Source organism: Streptomyces sp. NPDC055099, assembly GCF_053607685.1.
In genome coordinates, this window is sequence record NZ_JBSGUA010000015.1 from 93618 (window position 1) to 116644 (window position 23027).

Consider the following 23027-nt stretch of genomic DNA (forward strand, 5'->3'; position numbering starts at 1 on the left):
TCATGTCCACCAAGCACACGCTCTCCGTCCTGGTCGAGAACAAGCCCGGTGTCCTCGCACGGATCACCGCCCTGTTCTCCCGCCGCGGCTTCAACATCGACTCCCTGGCCGTGGGCGTCACCGAGCACCCCGACATCTCACGCATCACCATCGTCGTGAACGTCGAGGACCTGCCGCTCGAACAGGTCACCAAGCAGCTCAACAAGCTCGTCAACGTCCTGAAGATCGTCGAACTGGAGCCGGCCGGCGCCGTGGCGCGCGAACTGGTCCTCGCCAAGGTCCGCGCCGACAACGAGACGCGCTCGCAGATCGTCGAGATCGTCCAGCTGTTCCGCGCCAAGACCGTGGACGTCTCGCCCGAGGCGGTCACCATCGAGGCCACCGGCTCCAGCGACAAGCTGGAGGCGATGCTCAAGATGCTGGAACCCTTCGGCATCAAGGAACTCGTCCAGTCCGGCACCATCGCCATCGGCCGCGGCTCCCGCTCCATCACGGACCGCAGCCTGCGGGCGCTCGACCGCTCGGCCTGAACCAACCGCCCCGATGCGCCGGTCCCGCCCGTATGGCGAGACCTGAAAACTTTCTTCCCCCCGCCCGCCGTACGGTGGGTCGCAACACCAGCACACATAGGAGATTTCCAGTGGCCGAGCTGTTCTACGACGACGACGCCGACCTGTCCATCATCCAGGGCCGCAAGGTCGCGGTCATCGGATACGGCAGCCAGGGCCACGCCCACGCGCTGTCGCTCCGTGACTCGGGTGTCGACGTCCGCGTCGGTCTGCACGAGGGCTCCAAGTCCAAGGCCAAGGCCGAGGAGCAGGGCCTGCGCGTGGTGACTCCCTCGGAGGCCGCCGCCGAGGCCGACGTCATCATGATCCTGGTCCCGGACCCGATCCAGGCCCAGGTCTACGAGGAGTCCATCAAGGACAACCTCAAGGACGGCGACGCGCTGTTCTTCGGTCACGGCCTGAACATCCGCTTCGGCTTCATCAAGGCCCCCGAGGGCGTCGACGTCTGCATGGTCGCCCCCAAGGGCCCGGGCCACCTGGTGCGCCGTCAGTACGAGGAGGGCCGCGGCGTTCCGTGTATCGCGGCCGTCGAGCAGGACGCGACCGGCAACGGCTTCGCGTTGGCTCTCTCGTACGCCAAGGGCATCGGCGGCACGCGTGCGGGCGTCATCAAGACGACCTTCACCGAGGAGACCGAGACCGACCTGTTCGGCGAGCAGGCCGTGCTCTGCGGTGGCACCGCGGCGCTGGTCAAGGCGGGCTTCGAGACGCTGACCGAGGCCGGTTACCAGCCGGAGATCGCGTACTTCGAGTGCCTCCACGAGCTGAAGCTGATCGTGGACCTCATGTACGAGGGCGGCCTGGAGAAGATGCGCTGGTCGATTTCCGAGACCGCCGAGTGGGGCGACTACGTCACCGGCCCGCGCATCATCACGGACGCCACCAAGGCCGAGATGAAGAAGGTCCTCACCGAGATCCAGGACGGCACGTTCGCCAAGAACTGGATGGACGAGTACCACGGCGGTCTGAAGAAGTACAACGAGTACAAGACCGCGGACTCCGAGCACCTCCTGGAGACCACCGGCAAGGAGCTCCGCAAGCTGATGTCCTGGGTCAACGAAGAGGCCTGAGGCACCCGGAAAACGCCGGAGGGGGCGATCTCCCTCCGGCGTTGTCCACCTCGTCCAGCCACGGACGAGTGATCCTTCCGCGGAGGCGTAAGACGGCCTCCCTCGCGCCACTAGACTGCTTTCAATATTCGCGTCGGGCCCACAGCGTCGTGCGTCTTCCACGCGGCTAAGCGACACCGCATGCGGCCGTCGGGACGGCCGTCCGCATTGGACTTGTGAGGACTCACGTGAGCACTGCTGCCAACGGCAAACCGGTCGTACTCATCGCTGAAGAGCTGTCGCCCGCCACTGTCGACGCCTTGGGCCCGGACTTCGAGATCCGGCAGTGCAACGGCGCGGACCGCGCCGAGCTGCTGCCCGCCATCGCCGACGTCGACGCGATTCTGGTCCGCTCCGCGACCAAGGTCGACGCCGAGGCCATCGCGGCCGCCAAGAAGCTGAAGGTCGTCGCCCGCGCGGGCGTGGGCCTGGACAACGTGGACGTGTCCGCCGCCACCAAGGCCGGCGTCATGGTGGTGAACGCACCCACCTCGAACATCGTCACCGCAGCCGAGCTCGCCTGTGGCCTGCTCATCGCCACCGCCCGCAACATCCCCCAGGGCAGCCAGGCGCTCAAGGCCGGCGAGTGGAAGCGCTCCAAGTACACGGGCGTCGAGCTCGCCGAGAAGACCCTCGGTGTCGTCGGCCTCGGCCGCATCGGTGCTCTTGTCGCCCAGCGCATGAGCGCCTTCGGCATGAAGGTCGTCGCCTACGACCCGTACGTGCAGCCCGCGCGTGCCGCGCAGATGGGCGTCAAGGTCCTCACGCTCGACGAGCTGCTCGAGGTCTCGGACTTCATCACCGTGCACCTGCCCAAGACCCCCGAGACGGTCGGTCTGATCGGCGACGAGGCCCTGCACAAGGTGAAGCCGGCCGTCCGCATCGTCAACGCCGCGCGCGGCGGGATCGTCGACGAGGAGGCGCTGTACTCCGCGCTGAAGGAGGGCCGCGTCGCGGGCGCCGGTCTGGACGTGTACGCGAAGGAGCCCTGCACGGACTCCCCGCTCTTCCAGTTCGACCAGGTCGTCTGCACGCCGCACCTCGGTGCCTCGACGGACGAGGCGCAGGAGAAGGCCGGTATCGCCGTCGCCAAGTCCGTGCGCCTCGCGCTCGCGGGCGAGCTGGTCCCGGACGCCGTGAACGTCCAGGGCGGCGTCATCGCCGAGGACGTGCGTCCCGGCCTGCCGCTCGCCGAGAAGCTCGGCCGCATCTTCACCGCCCTCGCGAGCGAGGTGGCGGCCCGCCTCGACGTCGAGGTGTACGGCGAGATCACCCAGCACGACGTGAAGGTGCTCGAACTGTCCGCGCTCAAGGGCGTGTTCGAGGATGTCGTCGACGAGACCGTGAGTTACGTGAACGCGCCTCTCTTCGCCCAGGAGCGTGGCGTCGAGGTCCGCCTCACCACGAGCTCGGAGTCCCCGGACCACCGCAACGTCGTGACGGTGCGCGGCACGCTCACCGGCGGCGAGGAGATCTCGGTCTCCGGCACGCTGGCCGGCCCGAAGCACCTGCAGAAGATCGTCGCCATCGGCGGGTACGACGTGGACCTGGCGCTCGCCGAGCACATGGTCGTCCTGCGGTACGCGGACCGTCCCGGTGTCGTCGGCACCGTCGGCCGCGTCCTCGGCGAGGCCGGCATCAACATCGGCGGCATGCAGGTCGCTCGCGCCGACGTGGGCGGCGAGGCGCTGGCGGTCCTGACCGTGGACGACACCGTGCCGCAGGCGGTGCTGAACGAGCTGGCCGAGGAGATCGGCGCGGAGTCCGCGCGCGCGGTGAACCTGACCGACTAGGGCACCCCGAAGCATCGGCCGCCGGTACATCACCGGCTCCGCCGCTTTCGTCCTCAGACGCCGGACGGGCTGGACATCTCCAGCTCGTCCGGCGTTTGCCGTGCGGGCTCGGACCGCCGCAGTGCCGCCGACGCCAGTACCGCCGACGCGAGCAGCAGCACCGCCCCCGCGAGTGCCGCGACATGCATCCCGCTCGTGAACGCCTCCCGTGCCGTGTCGAGCAGGGCGGCAGCCGCCTTGTCCGGCATCTCCTGCGCCACGGCCAGCGCGCCGCCGAGCGTCTCGTGCGCTTCGGTTGGGGCCGTTTCCGGGATCTCGTTCCGGTAGACCGCGTTGCCGATGGAGCCGAGCAGGGCCATGCCGAGCGCGCCGCCGAACTCCTGGCCCGTCTCCAGGAGCGACGAGGCGGAGCCCGCCTTCTCCGCCGGGGCCGAACCCAGGGCCAGATCGGTCAGTTGCGAGCCGACGATCACGGCGCCGCAGGCGAGGAGCCCGGCCGCCGTGAGGACCGTCCACATCGAGTCCGTGCCGGTCAGGGTCAACAGGCCGAAGCCGCACGCCGAGACGACGAAGCCGGACGAGACGACGTGGGCGCGGTTGATCCCGCGCTGCACCATGGCCGTGGCGACCGGAGCGGCGAAGCCGATCAGGACCGAGGGGAGCAGGGCCCACAAGGCGGCTTCCATGGCGCTCTTGCCGAGGACCGACTGCAGATACTGGGTGGTGAAGTAGGCCGAACCCATCATCGCCAGCGTGGAGACGAGGTTCAGGAGGACGGCGGGGGCGAAACCGCGGCCCCGGAACAGCGCGGGTGAGATCAGCGGGGACTCCGTCGTGCGCTGGCGGTGCACGAAGAGGGCGGCGAAGACGAGTCCGACGGCGAGCGACGCGACGTACACGGGATCGGGACCCTCGGCGGCGATCTCCTTGACGCCGTAGACGACGGGCAGCACTGCGGCCATGGACAGCGGGACGCTCAGCAGGTCGAACCGGCCCGGCCGCGGGTCCTTGGACTCCGGGATGAGGACCGGGGCGAGGAGCAGGAGCAGCACCATCGCGGGCAGGTTGACCAGGAAGACCGAGCCCCACCAGAAGTGCTCGACGAGGATGCCGCTCATCACGGAGCCGAGCGCCACCCCGGCGACCATCACGCCGGACCAGATGCCGATCGCCTTCGCGCGCTGCCCGGCGTCGCGGAACATGGTGCGGACGAGGGCCATCGTGGACGGCATCAGGGTCGCGCCGCCGATGCCGAGGACCGCGCGGGCCGCGATGAGCAGCTCGGCGCTGTCCGCGTAGGCGGCGGTCAGGGAAGCCGCGCCGAAGGCGAGCGCCCCGAACATGAGCAGCTTGCGGCGGCCGATGCGGTCGCCGAGCGACCCCATGGTCATGAGCAGTCCCGCGAGGACGAACGCGTAGATGTCGAAGATCCACAGCTGCTGGGTGCCGCTCGGCTCCAGGTCGGCGCTGATGGCCGGGATGGCGAAGTAGAGGACCGAGACGTCCATCGAGACCAGGAGCAGCGGCAGCATCAGGACGGCGAGAGCGGTCCATTCCTTGCGGCCCGCGCGCTCGGGGACCGCCGAATTCGTTTGGTCGTGCGTCGAGTTCGTCATGACGAGGACTGTACGAGTGTCTTATACGTCTGTCTAGTACGACTGTATAAAACGTGCGTCTAGTACGGGCGTATGGACGGGCGGTACGCTGGCACGCATGGGACACCGTGAGGATCTGCTCGAAGGCGCCAAGCGCTGCCTGCTGGCGAAGGGCTTCGTGAGTACGACGGCCCGCGACATCGTGAAGGAGTCGGGCACGAACCTGGCGTCGATCGGCTACCACTACGGGTCCAAGGACGCGCTCCTCGTGGAGGCGTTCATCGCCCTGGTCGAGAAGGCCGGCGCCGGCTCGGACGACGTTCCCGCCGGAGAGGTAGCCGGTGCGAAGGGCGGCTCGTTGGAGCGCTTCGAGCAGGTCTGGTCGAACATCCTGCGCGACTTTCCCCAGTCCCGCTCCATCTGGATGCTGACCTTCGAGGTCATCACCCAGGGAGAGCGCCTCGCCGGGGTGCGCGACCTGCTGGTGAAGGCGCAACGGGAGGGCCGGAGCGGGCTCGCCGCGGCCTTCACCGGGATCGAGGAGAGCGGCATCCCCGACGACGTGGTGGAGACCGAAGGGCGCTTCTACACGACCCTGCTCAACGGCCTGATGGTGCAGTGGCTCTTCGACCCGCGGTCGGCGACCACGGCCGAGCAGCTCACCGAGGGAATGCGGCGGGTCATGGGGCGGGCGTCGGAGGACTGACGCGGCCGCTAGAGCCGGGACGCCTTCAAAACCATGTGCAGAAGCAGGCGGTCCTCGCCGTCGTCCAGGTCCAGGGTCGTGAGCTGCTCCACGCGCGAGAGGCGGTAGTAGAGCGTCTGGCGGTGGATTCCCAGCTCCGCCGCCGCTCGGCCCGCCTGGCCCGCGCAGTCCAGGAACACCTCGGCGGTGCGGGCGAGTTCGCGATGGGCGGGGGAGAGCAGGGCGCGGGCCGCCGGGTCCTGTGCCGCCTCCGCGGGCAGGGAGGTCAGGAGGCGGTAGGGGCCCACCTCCGACCACTGGGCCACGGGAGCGAAGCGGGGTTCGGCGCGGGCCGCGCGGGCCGCCGTCGACGCCTCCCACCAGGCCGCGCCCAGCTCGTCCAGGCCGTGGCGGGCGTTCGCGATGCCCGCCGCCGCGTCCTTCGCCCCGTCCAGGAGCCGCATGGCGGCCGACACCGCCGGGGTGGGTACGTCCGCCGAGCGCAGCCGGACCAGGACCGCGAGGCTCTGGCCCGCCGTGCCCCAGGGAACCGTGCACAGGGCCGTCGCCCCCTGCACCGTACGGACGGAAGGGGCGGAGTCCGGGTCGGCATTGGGGTATCCCCTGCTCGAGCGAAGCCGAGAGCTTGGGGAAGGCCAGGGGGCCACGCACACCACCGTGTGCAGGCCCTCGCCGCGCGGGCCGAGTGCCGTGCGTAGGTCTGCCACGGCCATGTCCCGCTGCCAGCCGCGCTCGGCGGTCAGGACGGCCCGGAACTCCCGGGTCAGATCGGCGCCCGCCTGCACCTCGTCGGCCAGCAGCGCGCCGATGCGGGCGGCGACCTCCATGGCGGCGGTCAGCTGGGCGTCCGTGGGCCCCGGATCGTCGTCGAGCAGCCATACGTAACCCAGGGCGAACCCCCGATGCCGTACGGGAAGGCAGATCCGACCGCGGTGGACGCCCGCCTCCGGAGTGGGCGGGATACGGACCGGCCCCGTCGCGCGCGTGATGCCGAAGCTCTCGAACCAGGTGCGGACCCCCGCCGTCGAGCGGCGCGTGAGGATCGAGCGGGTGCGCACCGGGTCGAGCGCCGCCGCGTCGAAGTCGCTGTCGCCGCCGCTGTCGTGCGCGCCGAAGGCGATCAGCTCGAAATCGCGGTTCTCCAGCGTCGCGGGCGCGCCGAGCAGGGCTGAGATCTCGTCGACCAGTTCCTGGTAATCGCCTTTCACGCTGTCCATTCTGACGTAGTTCGCCCCCCGCTTCAGACAGATGTCTGAGATCCAGGGCACGGATGCGTGACAGGTGTCGATGGCCCCGGATCGGAGGGATCCTTAAGTTTCACGGTGGTTCTCCGTGCCGTACCGCTTCGTTCCGCATATCCAGGTACGGCCCCGTTTCTACTCTCCGTGGAGGTGCCCGTGCTGGGTCCCGTGATCCTCGCCGCGTCGCGCAGCGACCAGATGCGCCGCTTCGTCTCTGCGGCCCCGGGCACCAAGCAGGTTGTAAGCCGCTTCATCGCGGGTGAGACCGTGGACCAGGTCGTGCCGATCATCACGGACGCCGCCGACAAGGGCCTCGAGGTCACCCTCGACGTCGTCGGCGAGGACATCACCACGCCCGAGCAGGCCGCCGCCGCGCGCGACGCCTACCTGGAGCTCGTCGAGCGCCTCAAGGACCTCGGCCTCGGCACCAAGGCCGAGATGTCCGTCAAGCTGTCCATGTTCGGCCAGGCGCTGGAAGGCGGCCACGAGCTCGCCCTCGCCAACGTCCGCCCGGTCGTCGAGGCCGCCGCCGCCATCGGCACCACGGTCACCCTGGACGCCGAGGACCACACCACCCTCGACTCGATGTTCGCCATCCACGAGGAGCTGCGGAAGGACTTCCCGCAGACCGGCTGCGTCATCCAGTCCTACCTCTTCCGCACCGAGGACGACGCCCGCCGCCTGGCCGCCGCGGGCAGCCGCGTCCGCATCGTGAAGGGCGCCTACAAGGAGCCCGCCGAGGTCGCGTACCAGGACAAGGCCGAGATCGACAAGGCGTACGTGCGGATCATGCGCATCCTCATGGAGGGCGACGGGTACCCGATGATCGGGTCCCACGACCCGCGTCTGATCTCCATCGCCCAGGAGCTCGGCCGCCGTGCCGGGCGCAAACTGGACGAGTACGAGTTCCAGATGCTGTACGGCATCCGCAGCGACGAGCACCTGCGGCTCGCGGCCGAGGGCCACCGGATGCGCGTCTACACCGCCTACGGCACCGACTGGTACGGATACTTCATGCGCCGCCTCGCGGAGAAGCCGGCCAACCTGCTCTTCTTCGCCCGCTCCATCCTCACCAAGGGCTGATTCCCCACAAGGGCTGAGCTCCCTTTCCCCCGACCCCCCAAAGGAGATACGGAACTCATGGACGCCGTCACCCAGGTCCCCGCGCCGGTCAACGAGCCGGTGCACGGCTACGCGCCCGGTTCGCCGGAGCGTGCCCGCCTCGAGACCAAGCTCAAGGAGCTCTCCGAGAACCCCATCGAGCTGCCGATGACCATCGGTGGCGTCAAGCGCCTCGGTGGCGGTGAGCCCTTCAAGGTCGTGCAGCCGCACAACCACCAGGCCGTCATCGGCACCGGCCGCGGCGCCACGCAGCAGGACGCCCAGGACGCGATCGACGCCGCCCTCGCCGCCGCCCCGGCCTGGCGCGCGATGTCCTTCGACGACCGCGCCGCGATCATCCTGCGCGCCGCCGAGCTGCTCTCCACGACGTGGCGCGAGACGCTCGCCGCCTCGACGATGCTCGGCCAGTCGAAGACCGCCCAGCAGGCCGAGATCGACACGCCCTGTGAGCTCATCGACTTCTGGCGCTTCAACGTCAAGTACGCCCGTGACCTGCTCGCCGAGCAGCCCCCGGCGAACGCGACCGGCGTCTGGAACCGCCTGGACCACCGCCCGCTCGAGGGCTTCGTCTACGCGATCACCCCCTTCAACTTCACCGCCATCGCGGGCAACCTCCCCACCGCCCCGGCCCTCATGGGCAACGTGGTCGTGTGGAAGCCGTCCCCGACGCAGACGCACGCCGCCGTGCTGCTCATGCAGCTCCTGGAAGAGGCCGGTCTGCCCAAGGGCGTCATCAACCTGGTGACCGGTGACGGCAAGGCCGTCTCCGAGGTGGCCCTGACCCACCGCGACCTGGCGGGCATCCACTTCACCGGCTCGACCCCGACCTTCCAGCACCTGTGGAAGACGGTCGGCGAGAACATCGCCAACTACCGCACCTACCCGCGCCTGGTCGGCGAGACCGGCGGCAAGGACTTCGTCGTCGCGCACCCCAGCGCCGACCGCGCGATCCTCAAGACGGCCCTGACCCGCGGCTCCTTCGAGTTCCAGGGCCAGAAGTGCAGCGCCTCGTCGCGTGCGTACGTTCCCGCCTCGATCTGGAACGACGGCTTCAAGGAGGAGTTCGCGGCCGAGGTCGACGGCATCAAGATGGGTGACGTCACCGATCTGTCGAACTTCATCGGCGCCGTCATCGACGAGCGCGCGTTCGCCAAGAACAAGGCGGCCATCGACCGCGCCGCGGCCGACCCGACCTGCACGATCGTCGCGGGCGGCACGTACGACGACTCGGTGGGCTACTTCGTCCGTCCGACGGTCGTCGAGTGCTCGGACCCGGCCAACGAGGTCTTCACGACCGAGTACTTCGGCCCGATCCTGGCGATCCACGTCTACGAGGACGACAAGTACGAGGAGATGCTGACCCAGATGGAGTCGGCGTCGGACTACGCCCTCACCGGCTCGGTCATCGCGGGCGACCGTGCCGCGGCCGCGTACACGATGGAGAAGCTCCGCTACGCGGCGGGCAACTTCTACATCAACGACAAGTCGACCGGCGCCGTCGTCGGCCAGCAGCCCTTCGGCGGCGGTCGCGCGTCCGGCACCAACGACAAGGCCGGCGCCCCGCAGAACCTGCAGCGCTGGACGCTGACCCGCGCCATCAAGGAGACGCTGGTCCCGCCGACGGACTACACGTACCCGCACATGGGCTGACGCCCACCCCGGGGCCTCGGCCCCCCTGAACCCCGCCCCCGACCTGGGCCCCACCCCGGTCGGGGGCGGTGCTGTCTCACCGGGGCGGTGCTGTTCACCGGGCCTGTGCGTCGAGGCGCCGGGTCAGGAAGTCGTCGATCAGTCCGGCGATCTGCGCCGCGTGGGTCTCCAGGGCGAAGTGGCCGGCGGGCAGCAGGTGCACCTCGGCCTCCGGCAGATCGCGGAGGAAGGCGACGGCGCCGCCCCGCACGAAGATCTCGTCGTGGGCGCCCCAGGCCGCGAGCAGCGGGACCTGGGAGGCGCGGAAGTACTCCTGGAACGCGGGGTAGAGCTCGATGTTGCTGCCGTAGTCGCCGATCAGGGAGAGCTGGATCTCGTCCTGGCCCTCGCGCGCCATCAGCGCGGCGTCGTGCAGCCAGGCGTCGGGGCTGACCAGGGTCGGGTCCACGACGCCGTGCGTGTACTGCCACTTGATGCCTTCGAGGGAGCGGATCTCCCGTACGGGCGCGGCGGTCTTCTCGTTCGGGTCCGCGATGTAGGCGAGCACGGGCGCCCAGGCCTCGGTGCCCAGGCCCTCCTCGTACGCGTTGCCGTTCTGCGTGACGATCGCGGTGACGCGCTCGGGGTGCGCGAGGGCCAGGCGCAGGCCGATGGGTGCGCCGTAGTCCTGGACGTAGAGCGCGAAACGCGTCAGGCCCAGCTTCTCGGTGAACTCCGCGGTGAGGTCGGCGAGTTCGGCGAAGGAGTACGTGAAGTCGTCCGCGGACGGGGTGGCGGAGCGGCCGAAGCCGAGGTGGTCGGGGGCGATGACGCGGTAGCGGTGGGCCAGGAGCGGGATGAGGTCGCGGAACATGTGCGAGCTGGAGGGGAAGCCGTGCAGCAGGAGGAGGACGGGGGCGTCGGCGCGGCCGGCCTCCCGGTAGGCGATCTCGTGGCCCCGGACGGTGATGGAGCGGTGATGCGTCCTGTTGCTCATCTCTAACCCCTCAAGCGCGTTTTGATGGTTGCCTCGGAGATGAGTAGAGCACGCGTCGACATAACCAGTCAACGCGCTTTAAAGGGTTAGGCGTTGCTCTTCCCCGCCGCCGCGGTGATCACCTCGTCCAGCACGTCCCTGGCCCGCAGCAGCTCCTCGACCATGCCGTCGATCCGTGCCCGCTCCACCGAGAGCTCCTCCACCAGCCAGGGCGTCGCCTTCTCCGACGGGCCGCCGTCCTGGTCCCGCATGCAGGGCAGCAACTGCACGATCTTCGCGCTGCACAGGCCCGCCGCGAACAGCTCCTGGATGTGGACGACCCGGTCGACCGCGGACTCCGGGTAGTCGCGGTGGCCGCCCGGTGTGCGCTCCGCGTGCAGCAGGCCCTGCTTCTCGTAGTAGCGCAGGGACCGCTCGCTCACAGCGGTACGCTTCGCCAGCTCGCCGATCCTCATGTCACGCGTACCTCCGCACTTGAAGTACCTCCGCACTTGAATCTGACACCGGTGTCAGCTTCTACCGTTCCGGCATGACGAACACCAAGCTCCTCACACCGTATTCCGCCCCCACCGCCCACGGCCTGCGCCTGCCCAATCGCATCGTCATGGCCCCCATGAGCCGCCACCGCGCCACGGAGGACGGCACCCCGCTGCCGGTGGTCGCCGACCACTACGCCCAGCGCGCGAGCGCCGGTCTCATCGTCACCGAGGGCATCTGGCCCAGCAGCCGGGGCCAGAGCGGCTGGCGCTTCCCCGGCCTGGAGACCGCCGCGCACATCGAGGGATGGCGGCGGGTCACCGAGGCCGTGCACGCCGAGGGCGGCCGCATCTACGCCCAGTTGATGCACGGCGGCAGGCACGGACACCCGCTGTCCCGGATCGACGAGGACGTTCCCGCGGCGCCGTCCGCCGTACTCGTCGACCCGAGCCGTGTCCACGTACGCGACGGCGCCAAGGCCGACCCGGTCACCCCGCGCGAGATGAGCGTCGACGAGATCCACACGGCGGTCCGGGACTTCGCCGACGCCGCCCGCAACGCCATCGCGGCGGGCTTCGACGGCGTCGAACTGCACGGCGCCAACAGCTACTTGATCCACCAGTTCCTCGCGGACAACTCCAACCTCCGTGACGACGAGTACGGCAGGAACACGATCGCCGACCGCATCCGCTTCGCCGTGGAGGTCGTCCGCGCGGTCGCCGACGCCATCGGCGCCGAGCGCCTGGGCCTGCGCCTCTCGCCGGGCAACCCGCAGTTCGGCATGGCGGAGGCGGACCCCGGCCCCGTCTACCGCGCGCTGCTCGACGAGATCGACGGCCTGGGCCTCGCCTACCTCCACCTCACCGACAACGACCGCTACCCGGCCCTCACCGACCTGCGCCCCCACTGGCACGGCACCCTCATCGGCAACGTCGGCGAGAACGGCGACCCGACCACGCGGGAGGCGGGCGAGGCGGTCCTGGCCGCGGGCCTGGCGGACCTCGTCTCGTACGGCCGTGCCTTCATCTCCAACCCCGACCTTCCGGAGCGGTTCGCGGTGGGCGCGCCGCTCCAGGAGATCGACGCGAAGCACCTCTACACCCACGGTGCCGAGGGCTACACCGACTACCCGTCCCTCAAGAGCCTGTTGGTCTCCGCTCAGACCTCCACGAGCACCTGATCAAGGGACTTCCGCACGAGGTCGGGGACCCGGCAGTCCGGTGCCGGATAGCCCACGGGGATCACCGCGAACGCCTTCTCGTTCTCCGGCCTGCCGAGCACCTGCGACAGGAACCGCATCGGGCTCGGCGTGTGGATCAGCGCGGCGAGGCCCGACAGATGCAGCGCGGACAGCAGCATCCCCACCGCGATGCCGACCGACTCGTCGACGTAGTAGTGCTTGTGCTTGGTGCCGTCCTCGCCCAGCCAGTAGCGCTGCTGGAAGACGACGACCAGCGCGGGCGCGTCCGTCAGATGCGGCTTCACCTCGTCCGTGCCGAGCGGGCGCAGGGCCGCGAGCCACTCCTCGCCCAGACGCCCGTCGTACGAGACGCGCTCCTCGTGCTCGGCGGCCTCGCGGATACGGCGGCGCACCTCGGGGTCCTGGACGAGGACGAAGGTCCACGGCTGCTGGTGCGCCCCGGACGGCGCGGTCGCCGCGCACGCGATGGCGTCCCGCACGACCTGCGCGGGCACGGGGTCCGGGGCGAACTGCCGCACCGTGCGGCGCTCTCGCATCCGCTCGCGCAACTCGGCGGACCGGGACAGGGACTGGGACTCGGGCATGCGCTCGGGGCGGTACGGAACGGAGCGGTAGGGCTCGCCGTGGATGGGGGTCCAGGGCCGTTCTGCGGTCTCGTCAGCCATGGTCCCGAGTGTGCCCCGGTCAGCTCCATCCCGTCACGATCAATGAGAGCCCCAGCGTGAATCCGCCCCCCAGCAAGGCCAGATACAGCCCGTAGAACCGCCGCAGCCTGTGGACGAGGAACCCGAAGGCCCCGAAGGCGAGGCCCACCGTGAGGGTGCGGGAGCCGCGGGAGAGTGCCGAGTGGGCCAGCCAGTCGTGCGGCGCGATGTCGGCGCGGCCCGCCTCGCGTGCGTACACCTTGAAGGGGATGCCGTTCCAGGGCTGGTGGCGGACGGCCGCCGCGCCTTCGGCGGCGAGTTCGGCGCGTATCTCGGCGCGCATCCGGTCCGTGGTGAGCGGGTGCGGCAACTGTGTCCCGGACGCGGCGAGTTGGAGGGCGAGAAGCCCGCCCGCCAGGCTGCCCGCAAGGGCGGCCAGGGACAGTTTCAGGGCCCGGCGCGGCACTGCCACGCAGGCGATGGCGAGGAACAGCTCCGGCATCAGGGGCCAGCTCAACGCCTCCGCGAAGGCCCAGAGAAAGCCGAGCGCGAGCCCGCCGCGGGAGGCCGCTACCGCCGCGACGCGCTTGCGCGCGGGGGAGTCGGCGAGGGGCTCCTCCGTCGTACGGCGACGCAGTGCGGCCACCGCGTCGCGAGCCTCCTCAGGGGTGGCCGAAGCGGGCAGCGGCTCACCGACGGCGACCCGCACCAGGGCGGGGCGGAGCCTGCCGTGCTTGGGCAGCAGGCGGTCCGTGCCCGCGATGGCGACCGGCACCACGGGCACGTCCGCCTGCCGGGCCAGGACCAGGGCGCCCCTGTGGAAGGCGCCCAGCTCGCCGTCCCTGGCGCGGGTGCCCTCCGGGAAGAGGACCACGGCCGCGCCCGCGCGCAGGGCGTCCGTGTGGTGCAGGAGGTCCTCCATGCCGCCTCCGGTACGGCGCACGGGGAACCCGGCGGCCAGGCGGCTGCAGACGCGGCTGCGCCAGCGGGAGGCGAACCAGTAGTCGGCCGCCGCGCCGATCGCCGGGGCGTGGCGGGCGTCCAGTGCGGCGAGCAGGGCGGCGGTGTCCGCGTGGGAGGTGTGGTTCGCCACGACCACGCAGCCGCCGGGCGGGAGTTGACCGCGCCGCTCCACGCCTCCGGTGAGGGTGAGCAGCGTCCACCAGAGGGCTCGGCGGACGCGGGCCGCGCCACGCTTCGGGCGCCGTCGGTCACCGGCTCCGCCGCGTTCGTCCGCGGCAGCCGGACGGGCCGGACGGGCCGGATGCTTCGTACGGGTCCTCACAGCGTCACCACCATCGTCAGCAACAGCGCGACCAGCAACGAGTCGATCCGGTCGAGCAGGCCGCCGAACCCCGGCAGCCAGCTCCCCGCGTCCTTCACGCCGGCCTCCCGCTTGACCATCGACTCCAGGAGATCCCCGAGCACGCAGCCGACGAGCACCGCGGCCCACAGCACCGGGGAGAACGCGCCGACCGCGACCAGCGCGGCGGCAGTCGCGGCGGCGGCTCCCGCGACGCCCGCCCAGGTCTTGTTGGGGGAGAGGGGCGAGAGCGGCCGGGACAGCAGCCCCCTGCGGCCGAGGGCCGTACCCCCGCACCACGCCCCCACATCCCCGAACGCCACCGCGACGCCCACCGCCACGGCCGTGTCGCCGAGCAGCACGAGACCGCTCAGCGAGACCGGAATCCAGAGCAGCCCGAAGGCCGTACGGCTCGCCCGCGTGAAGCCCTGCGCGCCGTCCCCGGCGAAGAGGGCCACCCCGGCGGCGGCGATCAGCAGCGCGCCCGCCGTCCGCAGGTCGAGGGCGCCGGGCGCGCCCCAGGCGATGCCCGGCACCGCCACGGCCGACACCGTGAGCACGGCCCGCTCGCCCCGGGGGAGCCCCGCCATGCGCGCGTACTCGCCCACGGCGACCACTCCGAGCCCGGCCGCGAGCGCGAACGCCCCCGCCCCGCCGAGGAAGAACGCCCCGAGGAAGAGCGGCGCGGCAAGCGCCCAGGTACGCCACCGCTTGCGCAGCTCGGCCCGCATCCGCACCCGCGAGGGCAGCGCGGCGACGGCCACCCCGCCGACGCCGAGCACCCCGGCCACCACGGGCACCGCACGCCCGGCGGCCTCCCCGGCGATGAACGCGGCGCTCATCGCCGGCCCCCCGCGGGAGCTTGGCCCAACTCCCGCCACAGCCGCGCGAATCGCAGCCCCGCCGTCAGTGCCGAGCCCGCGGCGATCACCACGAGCACCGGCACGAACCACCCGCTGGCCGCCGCGAGGACCACGAGGGCGCAGCGCTCCGTCTTGCCGACCGGGCCGCCGTTCAGGCGGGACGCGCCCGCCGCCGCGCCCGCGAGCGACACCCAGGAAGGGAGCGTCGCAGCCAGACCCGCCGTCGCCATTAGCCACAGCGGGGCCTGCGTCAGGAAGCCCGCGAGCATGACCAGGTCGGCTGCCCGGTCGCCCAGTTCGTTCAGGAGCGCGCCACGCCGCGTCGTGCGGCCCGTGTCACGGGCCAGCGCTCCGTCGAGGTTCGCGAAGGCGAGGCGCGCGGCGAGCAGCACGGCCACCGGGAGCGCCGCGAAAGGCACCGGCAGCCAGGCGAGCGCCGCCGCCGCGCCCGCCGCGCAGAGCACACCCGCCGCGGTGAGGGTGTCGGGCGACACCTCGCGGCGGGCGAGCGCGCCGCGTACGCCGGACAACCGGTCCGCGTACCAGGGCTTGAGAGCGTAGAGGCCGTTCATGGCACTGACTCTGCCGCCGCCCCGCCGCGGGGAAATCGGCGTGCGTACTCAGATATGGCCTGAGTACGGTGGAGAGGTGACCACGCTGCGTACGGCCCACACCTGCGACCTCGACCCGGACGAACTCCGCGCCGCCCGCACCCTGATGGACGAGGCGTTCGACGGGGACTTCAGCGACCAGGACTGGGAGCACGGCCTCGGCGGCATGCACGCCCTGGTGCACGACGACTCCGGCCTCCTCCTCGCGCACGGCTCCGTGGTACAGCGCCGCATCCTGCACGACGGCCGTTCGCTGCGCGTCGGTTACGTCGAGGCGGTCGCCGTCCGCCCGGACCGGCAGCGCCGGGGCCTGGGCGGGCAGGTGATGGGCGCCCTGGAGCGGGTGATCGACCGGGCGTACGTCCTGGGCGCGCTCTCCGCCTCGGACGAGGGGGAGCGGCTCTATCTCGGGCGTGGCTGGCAGCGGTGGAAGGGCGCGGTCGGCACCCTCGGCCCGCAGGGCGTGGTCCCCATGCCGGACGAGGAGCCCCCGTTCCTGTGGGGCGCCGACCTCGACCCGGCGCACGAACTCCTCATCGACTGGCGTGACGGGGACGTCTTCTAGGCGGTTTCCAGGCGCTTTCCAGGCGCCTTCTGGGCTGAGACGATGATCTTGCCGAGGTTCTCGCCCCGCAACATCCCCAGGAACGCGTCCACGATGTTGCCGAAGCCCTCCACCACGGTCTCGTCGAGCCCGACGCGCCCGCTCTGCAGATGCGGCACCACGAACTCGTACAACTCCTCCCGCACCGGGTAGTGGTCGCGGACCAGGAAGCCCTCCATGCGCAGGCTCTTCTCGACGATGTCGGGCAGGTTGCGCAGGGCGTACGGCGTGCCGGTGCTGTTGTACTGGGCGATCGTGCCGATGCGGACGATCCGTCCGAACTCGCGCAGCGAGGAGATCGCCGCTTCCAGGTGTTCGCCGCCGACGTTGTCCATGTAGAGGTCGATCCCGTCGGGCGCCGCCTTCGCGAGCAGCTCGGCCGTCGGGCCCGCGTGGTAGTCGAAGACCTCGTCGTAGCCGACGTGTTCGGTCAGGTACGCCGCCTTCGCCGCCGTGCCCGCGCTGCCGACGAGCCGCCCCGCGCCCATCAGCCGGGCGAGCCGCCCGGTGGCCGTGCCGACGCCGCCGCCCGCCGCCGAGACGAACACGTCCTGGCCCGCGCGGAGTTCGGCGATGCGGGTGAGGCCGACGTACGCCGTGAGGCCCGTGCCGCCGAGGATGCTCAGGTGCGCGGAGAGCGGTACGCCCTCGAAGCGGGGGACGGAGCGTGCCTCCTCGGGGGTGACGACGGTGTGCGTGCGCCAGCCCTGCCGGTGGAGGACGATCTCGCCCTCGGGGAGCGCGGGGTCGCGGGACTCGATGACGCGGCCGAGGGTGCGGCCCTCCATGGGCGCGTTCAGGGCGAAGTCCCCGTCCATCATTTCGCGGTGGTAGGGGTCCACCGACCAGTACAGGTTCTCCACGAGGGCGGTGCCCGGCGTGGGTTGGGGCAGCGCCGACTCGACGAAGGCGAAGTGGTCGCGGGTGGGGAAGCCGTGGGGGCGGGCGGTCTGGTGCACGGTGAGCGCGGTCTCGGTCATGGCGGTGACCGTACGGAGGAATGCGGGGGCCGGGGAGAGGGTTGCGCTCATGGAACGGCCCGAACCATGAAGAGCCCTCATAGAAGCAGGTGGGACCCCCGATGAGCGCTGCCGGAACGCCGAACACCGGACCGCCGTACGCCGGAACGCCGAACGCGACCACCCTCGCCACCGACCTGGCCCCGCACGAGCTGCGCATCCTCGTGGCCGTCGACCGCGAGCGCGGGTTCTCGGCGGCGGCCGAGGCGCTCGGGGTGACCCAGTCCGCCGTCTCGCACTCCATCCGCGGCACGGAACGCAAGATCGGGGCGGTCCTCTTCGAGCGCGGTCGCAAGGGCGCGACCCCGACCCCGGCCGGCGCTGCCGCCGCCGCCCACGCCCGCCGTGTCCTGCGGCTCCTGGACACCCTCGCCGCCGAGGCCCGCGGCGCCGTACGGGGCACGGTCACGGGAGTGCTGCGCATCGCCGCGTTCCGCAGCGTGGCCCTGTATCTGCTGCCGCCCGTCCTGGAGCGGCTCACCGCCCGCCATCCCGGCATCGAGCCACAAGTGCGCGTGGTCCGCGAACTGGGGGCCGGGACCGCGGGCGAGGTCGCTCAGGGGCGGGCCGACGTGGGCATCGCGACGATCGGGGCGACCTCGCCGGTGCCCGCCGGGCTGATCGGTGACGTCCTCATCGAGGAGCCCTACTCGCTGGTGCACCCGGCGGGGCACCCCGACCCGCGCTCCCTGCCCCTCGTGGACTGGCACGAGAACTGCGGCTCCTACACCCGGCAGTGGTGGGCCGGACAGGACTGGATCCCGAAGGCGACGGTGCTGACCGAGGACGACGGAGCGGTGCTCTCGATGGTGAGCAGGGGTCACGGCATGGCGATCATGCCCGCGCTCTCGCTGAACGGAGCACCCGACGGAATCGAGATCACCGATCTCGGTCCGGAGCGCCCGTCGCGTTCCGTGGGCTACGTCACCACGCCTGAGCTGGCCTCCACGCTCGCCGTGCAGGCTCTCATCCGCGAGCTCAGAGCCGCCAAAGGAGGGGCAGGCAAGGAAGGCCGTCTCAGATAGTAGGAAGTCCGAGTAATTGTGGAGACAGACGCTCCGTCCTCGCTTAGCTTTGTAGGAGCCGAACGTCTCGCTCGATCAAGCGAATGGCGGTCGTGAGCCGGAGCCCCGTGCAGGCAACCCCTGTGGCTCCGTCGCTCCCCGCCTCTCCGGCGTCTCGCAGTACCAGTACCCCCTTCCCTCAAGGAGTGGATCTCCCATGGCCGAGACGACCGCACGCCGAGTCCGCCACGCCTCCCGTACCAGCGATTCCGACCGCAGGAAGGCCGCCGCAGCCCTGCAGCGCGCCCTCGACCGCAGGGACAACGGCGGCGAGACGGGTCACTGAGCCCCGCGCATCACCTCGAAGTGGTCCACGCGCTCACCGCTCTCGGCGAGCGCGGAGACCGACAGCTTCGGGCGGGCGCCGGCCGTCACCTCCACCGCGAGGAACGAGAAGCCGGTGTACCGCACCCGTGACCACTCCACCGTGTCCGGGTCCCGCCGGCGCGACCTGGTCCAGTGGAACGTCCGGATCGCGTCCCGGTCGTCTGCGTGGCCCTCGTAGCTGTCCTTCACGCCGTCCGGGAAGTCGTAGAGGTCCTTGCCCGCGCCGCCCGCGGTGACGTACACGATGCCGTCGCGCGTCGGATCGGTCGACGCGCCGACCGGCACGGGCTTGCCGACCTCGCCGCCCTTGACCGCGTCGGTGCGCTCGTAGACGTGGTTGTGGCCGTTGATCACCAGGTCCACCTGGTGCTTGGTGAACAGCTCGAGCCACGCGTCGCGCACCCCGCCGTCGGACCCGTGCCTCGCGGTCGAGTACACGCAGTGGTGGAAGAAGACCACGACGAAGTCGACGGTCCCGTCCGCCCGCAGCTCGCCGAGGCGCTTGTCCAGCCACGCCGTCTGCTTGCCGTCCGTGTAGCCCTTGTTGGCCGGGATCTCGTACGAGACGTCGTTCGCGTCGAGCGCGACGACGCCGACATTGCCGTACGTGAAGGAGTAGACGCCCGGCGCCTTCTCGGGGTCGAAGCCGTTCTCGGGGAGCGACCAGCGGGCGGACTGGCCGCCGTAACCGTTCGGCGAGTACCACGCCTCCATGTCGTGGTTGCCGGTCGTCACCATCCAGGGGACCGACTTCGCCACGGACTCCGTCTGCGCGAGGAAGGTGTCCCACACGCGGGCGTCGTACGTGTCGGACTCCTTGCCGTGCCCGGTGCTGTCCGCGTAGCAGATGTCGCCCGCGTGCAGATGGAAGGACGGATTCTGGCCCAGGATCAACTGGTCGTTGGCGAGCGCGTGATAGCTGACGCCCTGGTCGCCGAAGGCCGTGAACACGAACCTCTCCGCTGTCGCGGGCGCCGTGCGGAAGGAGCCGATCGTCGCCATCCGCTCGGGCGACGCCGGGTCGAAGCCGTCGTGGCCGACGCCGTAGTAGTACGTCGTGCCGGGCCGCAGGCCGTCGAGCGCCGCGTGCAGGTAGTACTGCTCGACCGCGGGCAGCTTCTTCGACAGGGACGGGGTGTGCAGGTCACGCACCTCCGCCTCGATCTTCCGGCTCAGTTCCCAGGGCTGCAATCCCACCCGCAGATAGGGGGACTTGACCGCGAGGGGCACCTGCCAGGAGACCCGCATCTGCGTCTTCGGGTCGGCCCCGAAGGCGAGATGCCGGGCGAAGGGCGCCACCAGCCTGCCGTCGACCTTGACCGGCGCGGACGGCGCGGACGTCGTGGTGAGGGGGCTCGACGCCGACGCGCTCTCGCCGTGGGCGCTGCCCGCGCCGCCCGAGCTGCCCGCGAGCAGGCCGATGCCGCCGGCCGTCCCGGCCGCGGCGAACGAACCGGCGAGGACCTTGCGCCGGGACAGCCTCTTGCGCAGGTACTCGTGCTGCTCCGGCATGCTCATCCCGGCCGCGAGCCGCTCCGGTATGCCGACGTTGGGGGTGTCCATGTCCATACAACTTCCCGGTGACTCCCAACTCCCGCCAGGCCTGCGGGTGAAGGCCGGGTGGCCATGTGGTGACGCACCCATGGCGTGACCAGGGGTGTCCGCATGCCGGACTGCGAGTGTCATCCCGTGGGACGACGCGTACGCTGCTGGCATGTCTCGCAGCATCAATCTCGCAGTGATCCCCGGTGATGGAATCGGCCAGGAAGTCGTGGCCCAGGGGCTCAAGGTCCTCAATGCCGTCCTCCCGCAGGATGTGAAGCTGGAGACCAAGGAGTTCGACTTCGGCGCCAAGCGCTACCACGCGACCGGTGAGACCCTCACCGACGCCGACGTCGAGGCCCTCAAGCAGTACGACGCGATCCTCCTCGGCGCGATCGGCGACCCCTCGGTCCCGTCCGGCGTCCTGGAGCGCGGCTTCCTGCTGAAGCTCCGCTTCCTCTTCGACCACCACGTCAACCTGCGGCCCTCGAAGCTGCTCCCGGGTGTGGCGACCCCGCTCAAGGGCCAGCCCGAGATCGACTTCATCGTCGTACGGGAAGGAACCGAGGGCCCGTACACGGGCAACGGCGGCTCGATCCGCACGGGCACCCCGCACGAGGTCGCCACCGAGGTCTCCGTCAACACCGCCTTCGGTGTGGAGCGCGTGGTCCGTGACGCCTTCGCCCGCGCCCAGGCCCGCCCGCGCAAGAAGCTGACGCTGGTCCACAAGAACAACGTCCTCGCGTACGCCGGTCACCTCTGGACGAACGTCTTCAACGAGGTGGCGAAGGAGTTCCCGGACGTCACCACCGACTACATCCACGTCGACGCCGCGACGATCTACCTCGTCACCGACCCGGGCCGTTTCGACGTGATCGTCACCGACAACCTCTTCGGCGACATCATCACCGACCTCGCGGCCGCCGTCTCCGGCGGCATCGGCGTCGCGGCCTCGGGCAACATCAACCCGAGCCGCGAGTTCCCGTCGATGTTCGAGCCCGTGCACGGCTCCGCGCCGGACATCGCGGGCCAGGGCAAGGCCGACCCGTCGGCCACCGTCCTGTCCGTCGCGCTGCTCCTGCGTCACCTCGGCTACGAGGACCAGGCGGCGCGCATCGAGACCGCGGTCTCCGCGGACCTCGCGGAGCGCGGCGACACGGTCCGCACCACCGAGCAGATCGGCGACGCGCTCGCCGTACGAGTAGCCGGCTGACCCGGCGGCTCACCCTTTTGCACAGAAGCCGCCGGGTCTGGTTCACCACCCGGCGGCTTCTCGTATGCGGCTCCGGGTGCCACCATCGACCCCTGGGCCGCATTCACGCTGTTTCTTCCTCGGCGCCACGCGAGCGATAATCGAACGTGGGGCCGCGGAATGCAGGGTTACTCGGACGTCCTAGTACGACAGGTACTGGCGTGAGCGCGGTCCGTCACCATCACACCGTGAAGGACTAGTACTCATGACGACGACGCCGACACCCACGATCGAGCTCAAGCCCACCTCGAACCCGCTGTCCAAGGCGGAGCGCGAGGCGATCCTGGCCAACCCCGGGTTCGGCCGCCACTTCACCGACCACATGGTGACGATCAAGTGGACGGAGGGGCGCGGCTGGCACGACGGCCAGCTCGTGCCGTACGGCCCGCTCTCCCTCGACCCGGCGACCAACGTCCTGCACTACGCGCAGGAGATCTTCGAGGGCCTGAAGGCCTACCGGCAGCCCGACGGCTCGGTGGCCTCGTTCCGCCCCGACGCCAACGCGCGGCGCTTCCAGCGCTCGGCGCGGCGGCTCGCGATGCCGGAGCTGCCGGTCGAGACGTTCATCGAGGCGTGCGACGCGCTGGTGAAGGCGGACAAGGCGTGGGTGCCGGCGCACGGCGGCGAGGAGTCGCTCTACCTGCGGCCGTTCATGATCGCCAGTGAGGTCGGCCTGGGCGTGAAGCCCGCCAACGAGTACCTCTTCATCGTCATCGCCTCGCCCGCGGGCGCGTACTTCCCCGGTGGCGTCAAGCCCGTCTCCATCTGGCTGTCGGAGGACCGCGTGCGCGCCGTCCCCGGTGGCGTGGGCGACGCCAAGACCGGCGGCAACTACGCGGCTTCCCTGCTCGCGCAGGCCGAGGCCGCGGAGAAGGGCTGCGACCAAGTCGCCTACCTGGACGCCGTGGAGCACAAGTGGGTCGAGGAGCTCGGCGGCATGAACCTGTACTTCGTGTACGGGGACAAGATCGTCACGCCCACCCTGACCGGTTCGCTGCTCGCCGGGATCACCCGCGACTCGCTGCTCACGGTCGCCCAGGACCTCGGCTTCAAGTCCGAGGAGGCGCGGATCTCGATCGACCAGTGGCAGGCGGACACGGCCGAGGGCACGCTGACGGAGGTCTTCGCGTGCGGCACGGCCGCGGTGATCACCCCCGTGGGCACGGTCAAGTGCCGCTCGGGCGAGTGGACCCAGAGCGGCGGCGAGCCGGGCCCGGTCACGATGAAGCTGCGCGAGGCGCTGCTCGACGTGCAGCGCGGCACGTCGGAGGACAAGCACGGCTGGATGCATGACCTCGGCTGAGGGCTTGACCCAGTAGGAGTGGAGGCCGGGCCCGGAAGCAGAACTTCCGAGCCCGG

22 protein-coding genes are annotated in these 23027 nt (G+C 70.8%); 12 read left to right on the forward strand and 10 right to left on the reverse strand.

Annotated elements, in window-relative coordinates:
* The first annotated feature begins 2 nt into the window (after positions 1–2).
* The 3 genes from ilvN to serA all read left to right on the forward strand — a co-directional run bounded on the left by ilvN (position 3) and on the right by serA (position 3471).
* Positions 3–530 (forward strand): acetolactate synthase small subunit, encoded by a 528-nt coding sequence (gene ilvN / locus ACWFRU_RS31315; protein ID WP_160507374.1) that lies wholly within the window; start codon positions 3–5, stop codon positions 528–530.
* Between the two features lie 110 nt (positions 531–640).
* Entirely contained in the window at positions 641–1639 is a 999-nt protein-coding gene (ilvC, locus tag ACWFRU_RS31320; RefSeq protein ID WP_453691474.1) for a ketol-acid reductoisomerase, read from the forward strand.
* A 227-nt stretch (positions 1640–1866) separates the two neighbouring features.
* Entirely contained in the window at positions 1867–3471 is a 1605-nt protein-coding gene (gene serA / locus ACWFRU_RS31325; protein WP_365823957.1) for a phosphoglycerate dehydrogenase, read from the forward strand.
* Positions 3472–3524: 53 nt separating this feature from the next.
* Here serA and ACWFRU_RS31330 read toward each other — a convergent pair whose 3' ends face one another.
* Positions 3525–5087 (reverse strand): MFS transporter, encoded by a 1563-nt coding sequence (locus ACWFRU_RS31330; RefSeq protein ID WP_453691475.1) that lies wholly within the window; start codon positions 5085–5087, stop codon positions 3525–3527.
* Positions 5088–5184: 97 nt separating this feature from the next.
* Between ACWFRU_RS31330 and ACWFRU_RS31335 the strand changes: the two genes are divergently transcribed.
* A complete protein-coding gene (locus tag ACWFRU_RS31335) occupies positions 5185–5772 on the forward strand; it encodes a TetR/AcrR family transcriptional regulator (RefSeq protein WP_453691476.1) in 588 nt (195 codons plus the stop codon).
* Positions 5773–5780: 8 nt separating this feature from the next.
* On the opposite strand, the gene ACWFRU_RS31340 is transcribed toward ACWFRU_RS31335, so the two are convergent.
* Complete coding sequence (locus tag ACWFRU_RS31340; RefSeq protein ID WP_453691477.1) at positions 5781–6989, reverse strand: PucR family transcriptional regulator; 1209 nt, start codon at positions 6987–6989, stop codon at positions 5781–5783.
* A 180-nt stretch (positions 6990–7169) separates the two neighbouring features.
* Between ACWFRU_RS31340 and ACWFRU_RS31345 the strand changes: the two genes are divergently transcribed.
* Together ACWFRU_RS31345 and pruA are read left to right on the forward strand one after the other, a co-directional pair.
* Positions 7170–8096: a proline dehydrogenase family protein gene (locus ACWFRU_RS31345; RefSeq protein ID WP_453691478.1), complete on the forward strand. Its 927-nt coding sequence runs from the start codon at positions 7170–7172 to the stop codon at positions 8094–8096.
* A 57-nt stretch (positions 8097–8153) separates the two neighbouring features.
* Positions 8154–9785: an L-glutamate gamma-semialdehyde dehydrogenase gene (gene pruA, locus ACWFRU_RS31350; protein ID WP_453691479.1), complete on the forward strand. Its 1632-nt coding sequence runs from the start codon at positions 8154–8156 to the stop codon at positions 9783–9785.
* Between the two features lie 94 nt (positions 9786–9879).
* On the opposite strand, the gene ACWFRU_RS31355 is transcribed toward pruA, so the two are convergent.
* Both ACWFRU_RS31355 and ACWFRU_RS31360 read right to left on the reverse strand, forming a co-directional pair.
* The gene (locus ACWFRU_RS31355; RefSeq protein ID WP_453691480.1) at positions 9880–10761 is read right to left on the reverse strand and encodes an alpha/beta fold hydrolase; all 882 of its coding nucleotides are present in this window, start codon (positions 10759–10761) and stop codon (positions 9880–9882) included.
* An 86-nt stretch (positions 10762–10847) separates the two neighbouring features.
* Positions 10848–11216: a MerR family transcriptional regulator gene (locus ACWFRU_RS31360; RefSeq protein WP_453691481.1), complete on the reverse strand. Its 369-nt coding sequence runs from the start codon at positions 11214–11216 to the stop codon at positions 10848–10850.
* Between the two features lie 74 nt (positions 11217–11290).
* Here ACWFRU_RS31360 and ACWFRU_RS31365 point away from each other — a divergent pair, with 74 nt between their 5' ends.
* The gene (locus tag ACWFRU_RS31365) at positions 11291–12418 is read left to right on the forward strand and encodes an alkene reductase (protein WP_453691482.1); all 1128 of its coding nucleotides are present in this window, start codon (positions 11291–11293) and stop codon (positions 12416–12418) included.
* Here the strand turns inward: ACWFRU_RS31365 and ACWFRU_RS31370 are convergent.
* Genes ACWFRU_RS31370 through ACWFRU_RS31385 form a run of 4 tightly spaced genes read right to left on the reverse strand, consistent with a single transcriptional unit; the run spans position 12397 to position 15821 of the window.
* The gene (locus ACWFRU_RS31370; RefSeq protein ID WP_453691483.1) at positions 12397–13104 is read right to left on the reverse strand and encodes a nitroreductase family protein; all 708 of its coding nucleotides are present in this window, start codon (positions 13102–13104) and stop codon (positions 12397–12399) included. The two genes, ACWFRU_RS31365 and ACWFRU_RS31370, sit on opposite strands and share 22 nt — an antisense overlap.
* A gap of 19 nt (positions 13105–13123) precedes the next feature.
* A complete protein-coding gene (locus ACWFRU_RS31375; RefSeq protein ID WP_453691484.1) occupies positions 13124–14368 on the reverse strand; it encodes a lysophospholipid acyltransferase family protein in 1245 nt (414 codons plus the stop codon).
* Entirely contained in the window at positions 14365–15228 is an 864-nt protein-coding gene (locus tag ACWFRU_RS31380; RefSeq protein WP_453691485.1) for a phosphatidate cytidylyltransferase, read from the reverse strand. Before ACWFRU_RS31380 ends, ACWFRU_RS31375 begins: the two co-directional genes overlap by 4 nt.
* Positions 15225–15821, reverse strand: coding sequence for a CDP-alcohol phosphatidyltransferase family protein (locus tag ACWFRU_RS31385; protein WP_453691486.1), 597 nt, complete (start codon positions 15819–15821; stop codon positions 15225–15227). Before ACWFRU_RS31385 ends, ACWFRU_RS31380 begins: the two co-directional genes overlap by 4 nt.
* Between ACWFRU_RS31385 and ACWFRU_RS31390 the strand changes: the two genes are divergently transcribed.
* Positions 15820–16425 carry a GNAT family N-acetyltransferase gene (locus ACWFRU_RS31390; protein ID WP_453691487.1) on the forward strand — a complete coding sequence of 202 codons (606 nt, stop codon included), beginning with the start codon at positions 15820–15822 and terminating at the stop codon, positions 16423–16425. The genes ACWFRU_RS31385 and ACWFRU_RS31390 overlap by 2 nt on opposite strands.
* Here the strand turns inward: ACWFRU_RS31390 and ACWFRU_RS31395 are convergent.
* A complete protein-coding gene (locus ACWFRU_RS31395; protein WP_453691488.1) occupies positions 16422–17444 on the reverse strand; it encodes an NADP-dependent oxidoreductase in 1023 nt (340 codons plus the stop codon). The genes ACWFRU_RS31390 and ACWFRU_RS31395 overlap by 4 nt on opposite strands.
* 101 nt (positions 17445–17545) lie before the next feature.
* On the opposite strand from ACWFRU_RS31395, the gene ACWFRU_RS31400 reads away from it, so the two are divergent.
* Both ACWFRU_RS31400 and ACWFRU_RS31405 read left to right on the forward strand, forming a co-directional pair.
* Entirely contained in the window at positions 17546–18508 is a 963-nt protein-coding gene (locus ACWFRU_RS31400; RefSeq protein WP_453691489.1) for a LysR family transcriptional regulator, read from the forward strand.
* 196 nt (positions 18509–18704) lie between these two features.
* Entirely contained in the window at positions 18705–18833 is a 129-nt protein-coding gene (locus ACWFRU_RS31405; protein ID WP_268251300.1) for a hypothetical protein, read from the forward strand.
* Here the strand turns inward: ACWFRU_RS31405 and ACWFRU_RS31410 are convergent.
* Positions 18827–20437: a purple acid phosphatase family protein gene (locus ACWFRU_RS31410; RefSeq protein WP_453691614.1), complete on the reverse strand. Its 1611-nt coding sequence runs from the start codon at positions 20435–20437 to the stop codon at positions 18827–18829. The two genes, ACWFRU_RS31405 and ACWFRU_RS31410, sit on opposite strands and share 7 nt — an antisense overlap.
* 151 nt (positions 20438–20588) lie before the next feature.
* Here ACWFRU_RS31410 and ACWFRU_RS31415 point away from each other — a divergent pair, with 151 nt between their 5' ends.
* Both ACWFRU_RS31415 and ACWFRU_RS31420 read left to right on the forward strand, forming a co-directional pair.
* Positions 20589–21629 (forward strand): 3-isopropylmalate dehydrogenase, encoded by a 1041-nt coding sequence (locus ACWFRU_RS31415; protein ID WP_453691490.1) that lies wholly within the window; start codon positions 20589–20591, stop codon positions 21627–21629.
* Positions 21630–21873: 244 nt separating this feature from the next.
* Positions 21874–22971 (forward strand): branched-chain amino acid aminotransferase, encoded by a 1098-nt coding sequence (locus ACWFRU_RS31420; protein WP_453691491.1) that lies wholly within the window; start codon positions 21874–21876, stop codon positions 22969–22971.
* Positions 22972–23027 lie beyond the last annotated feature (56 nt).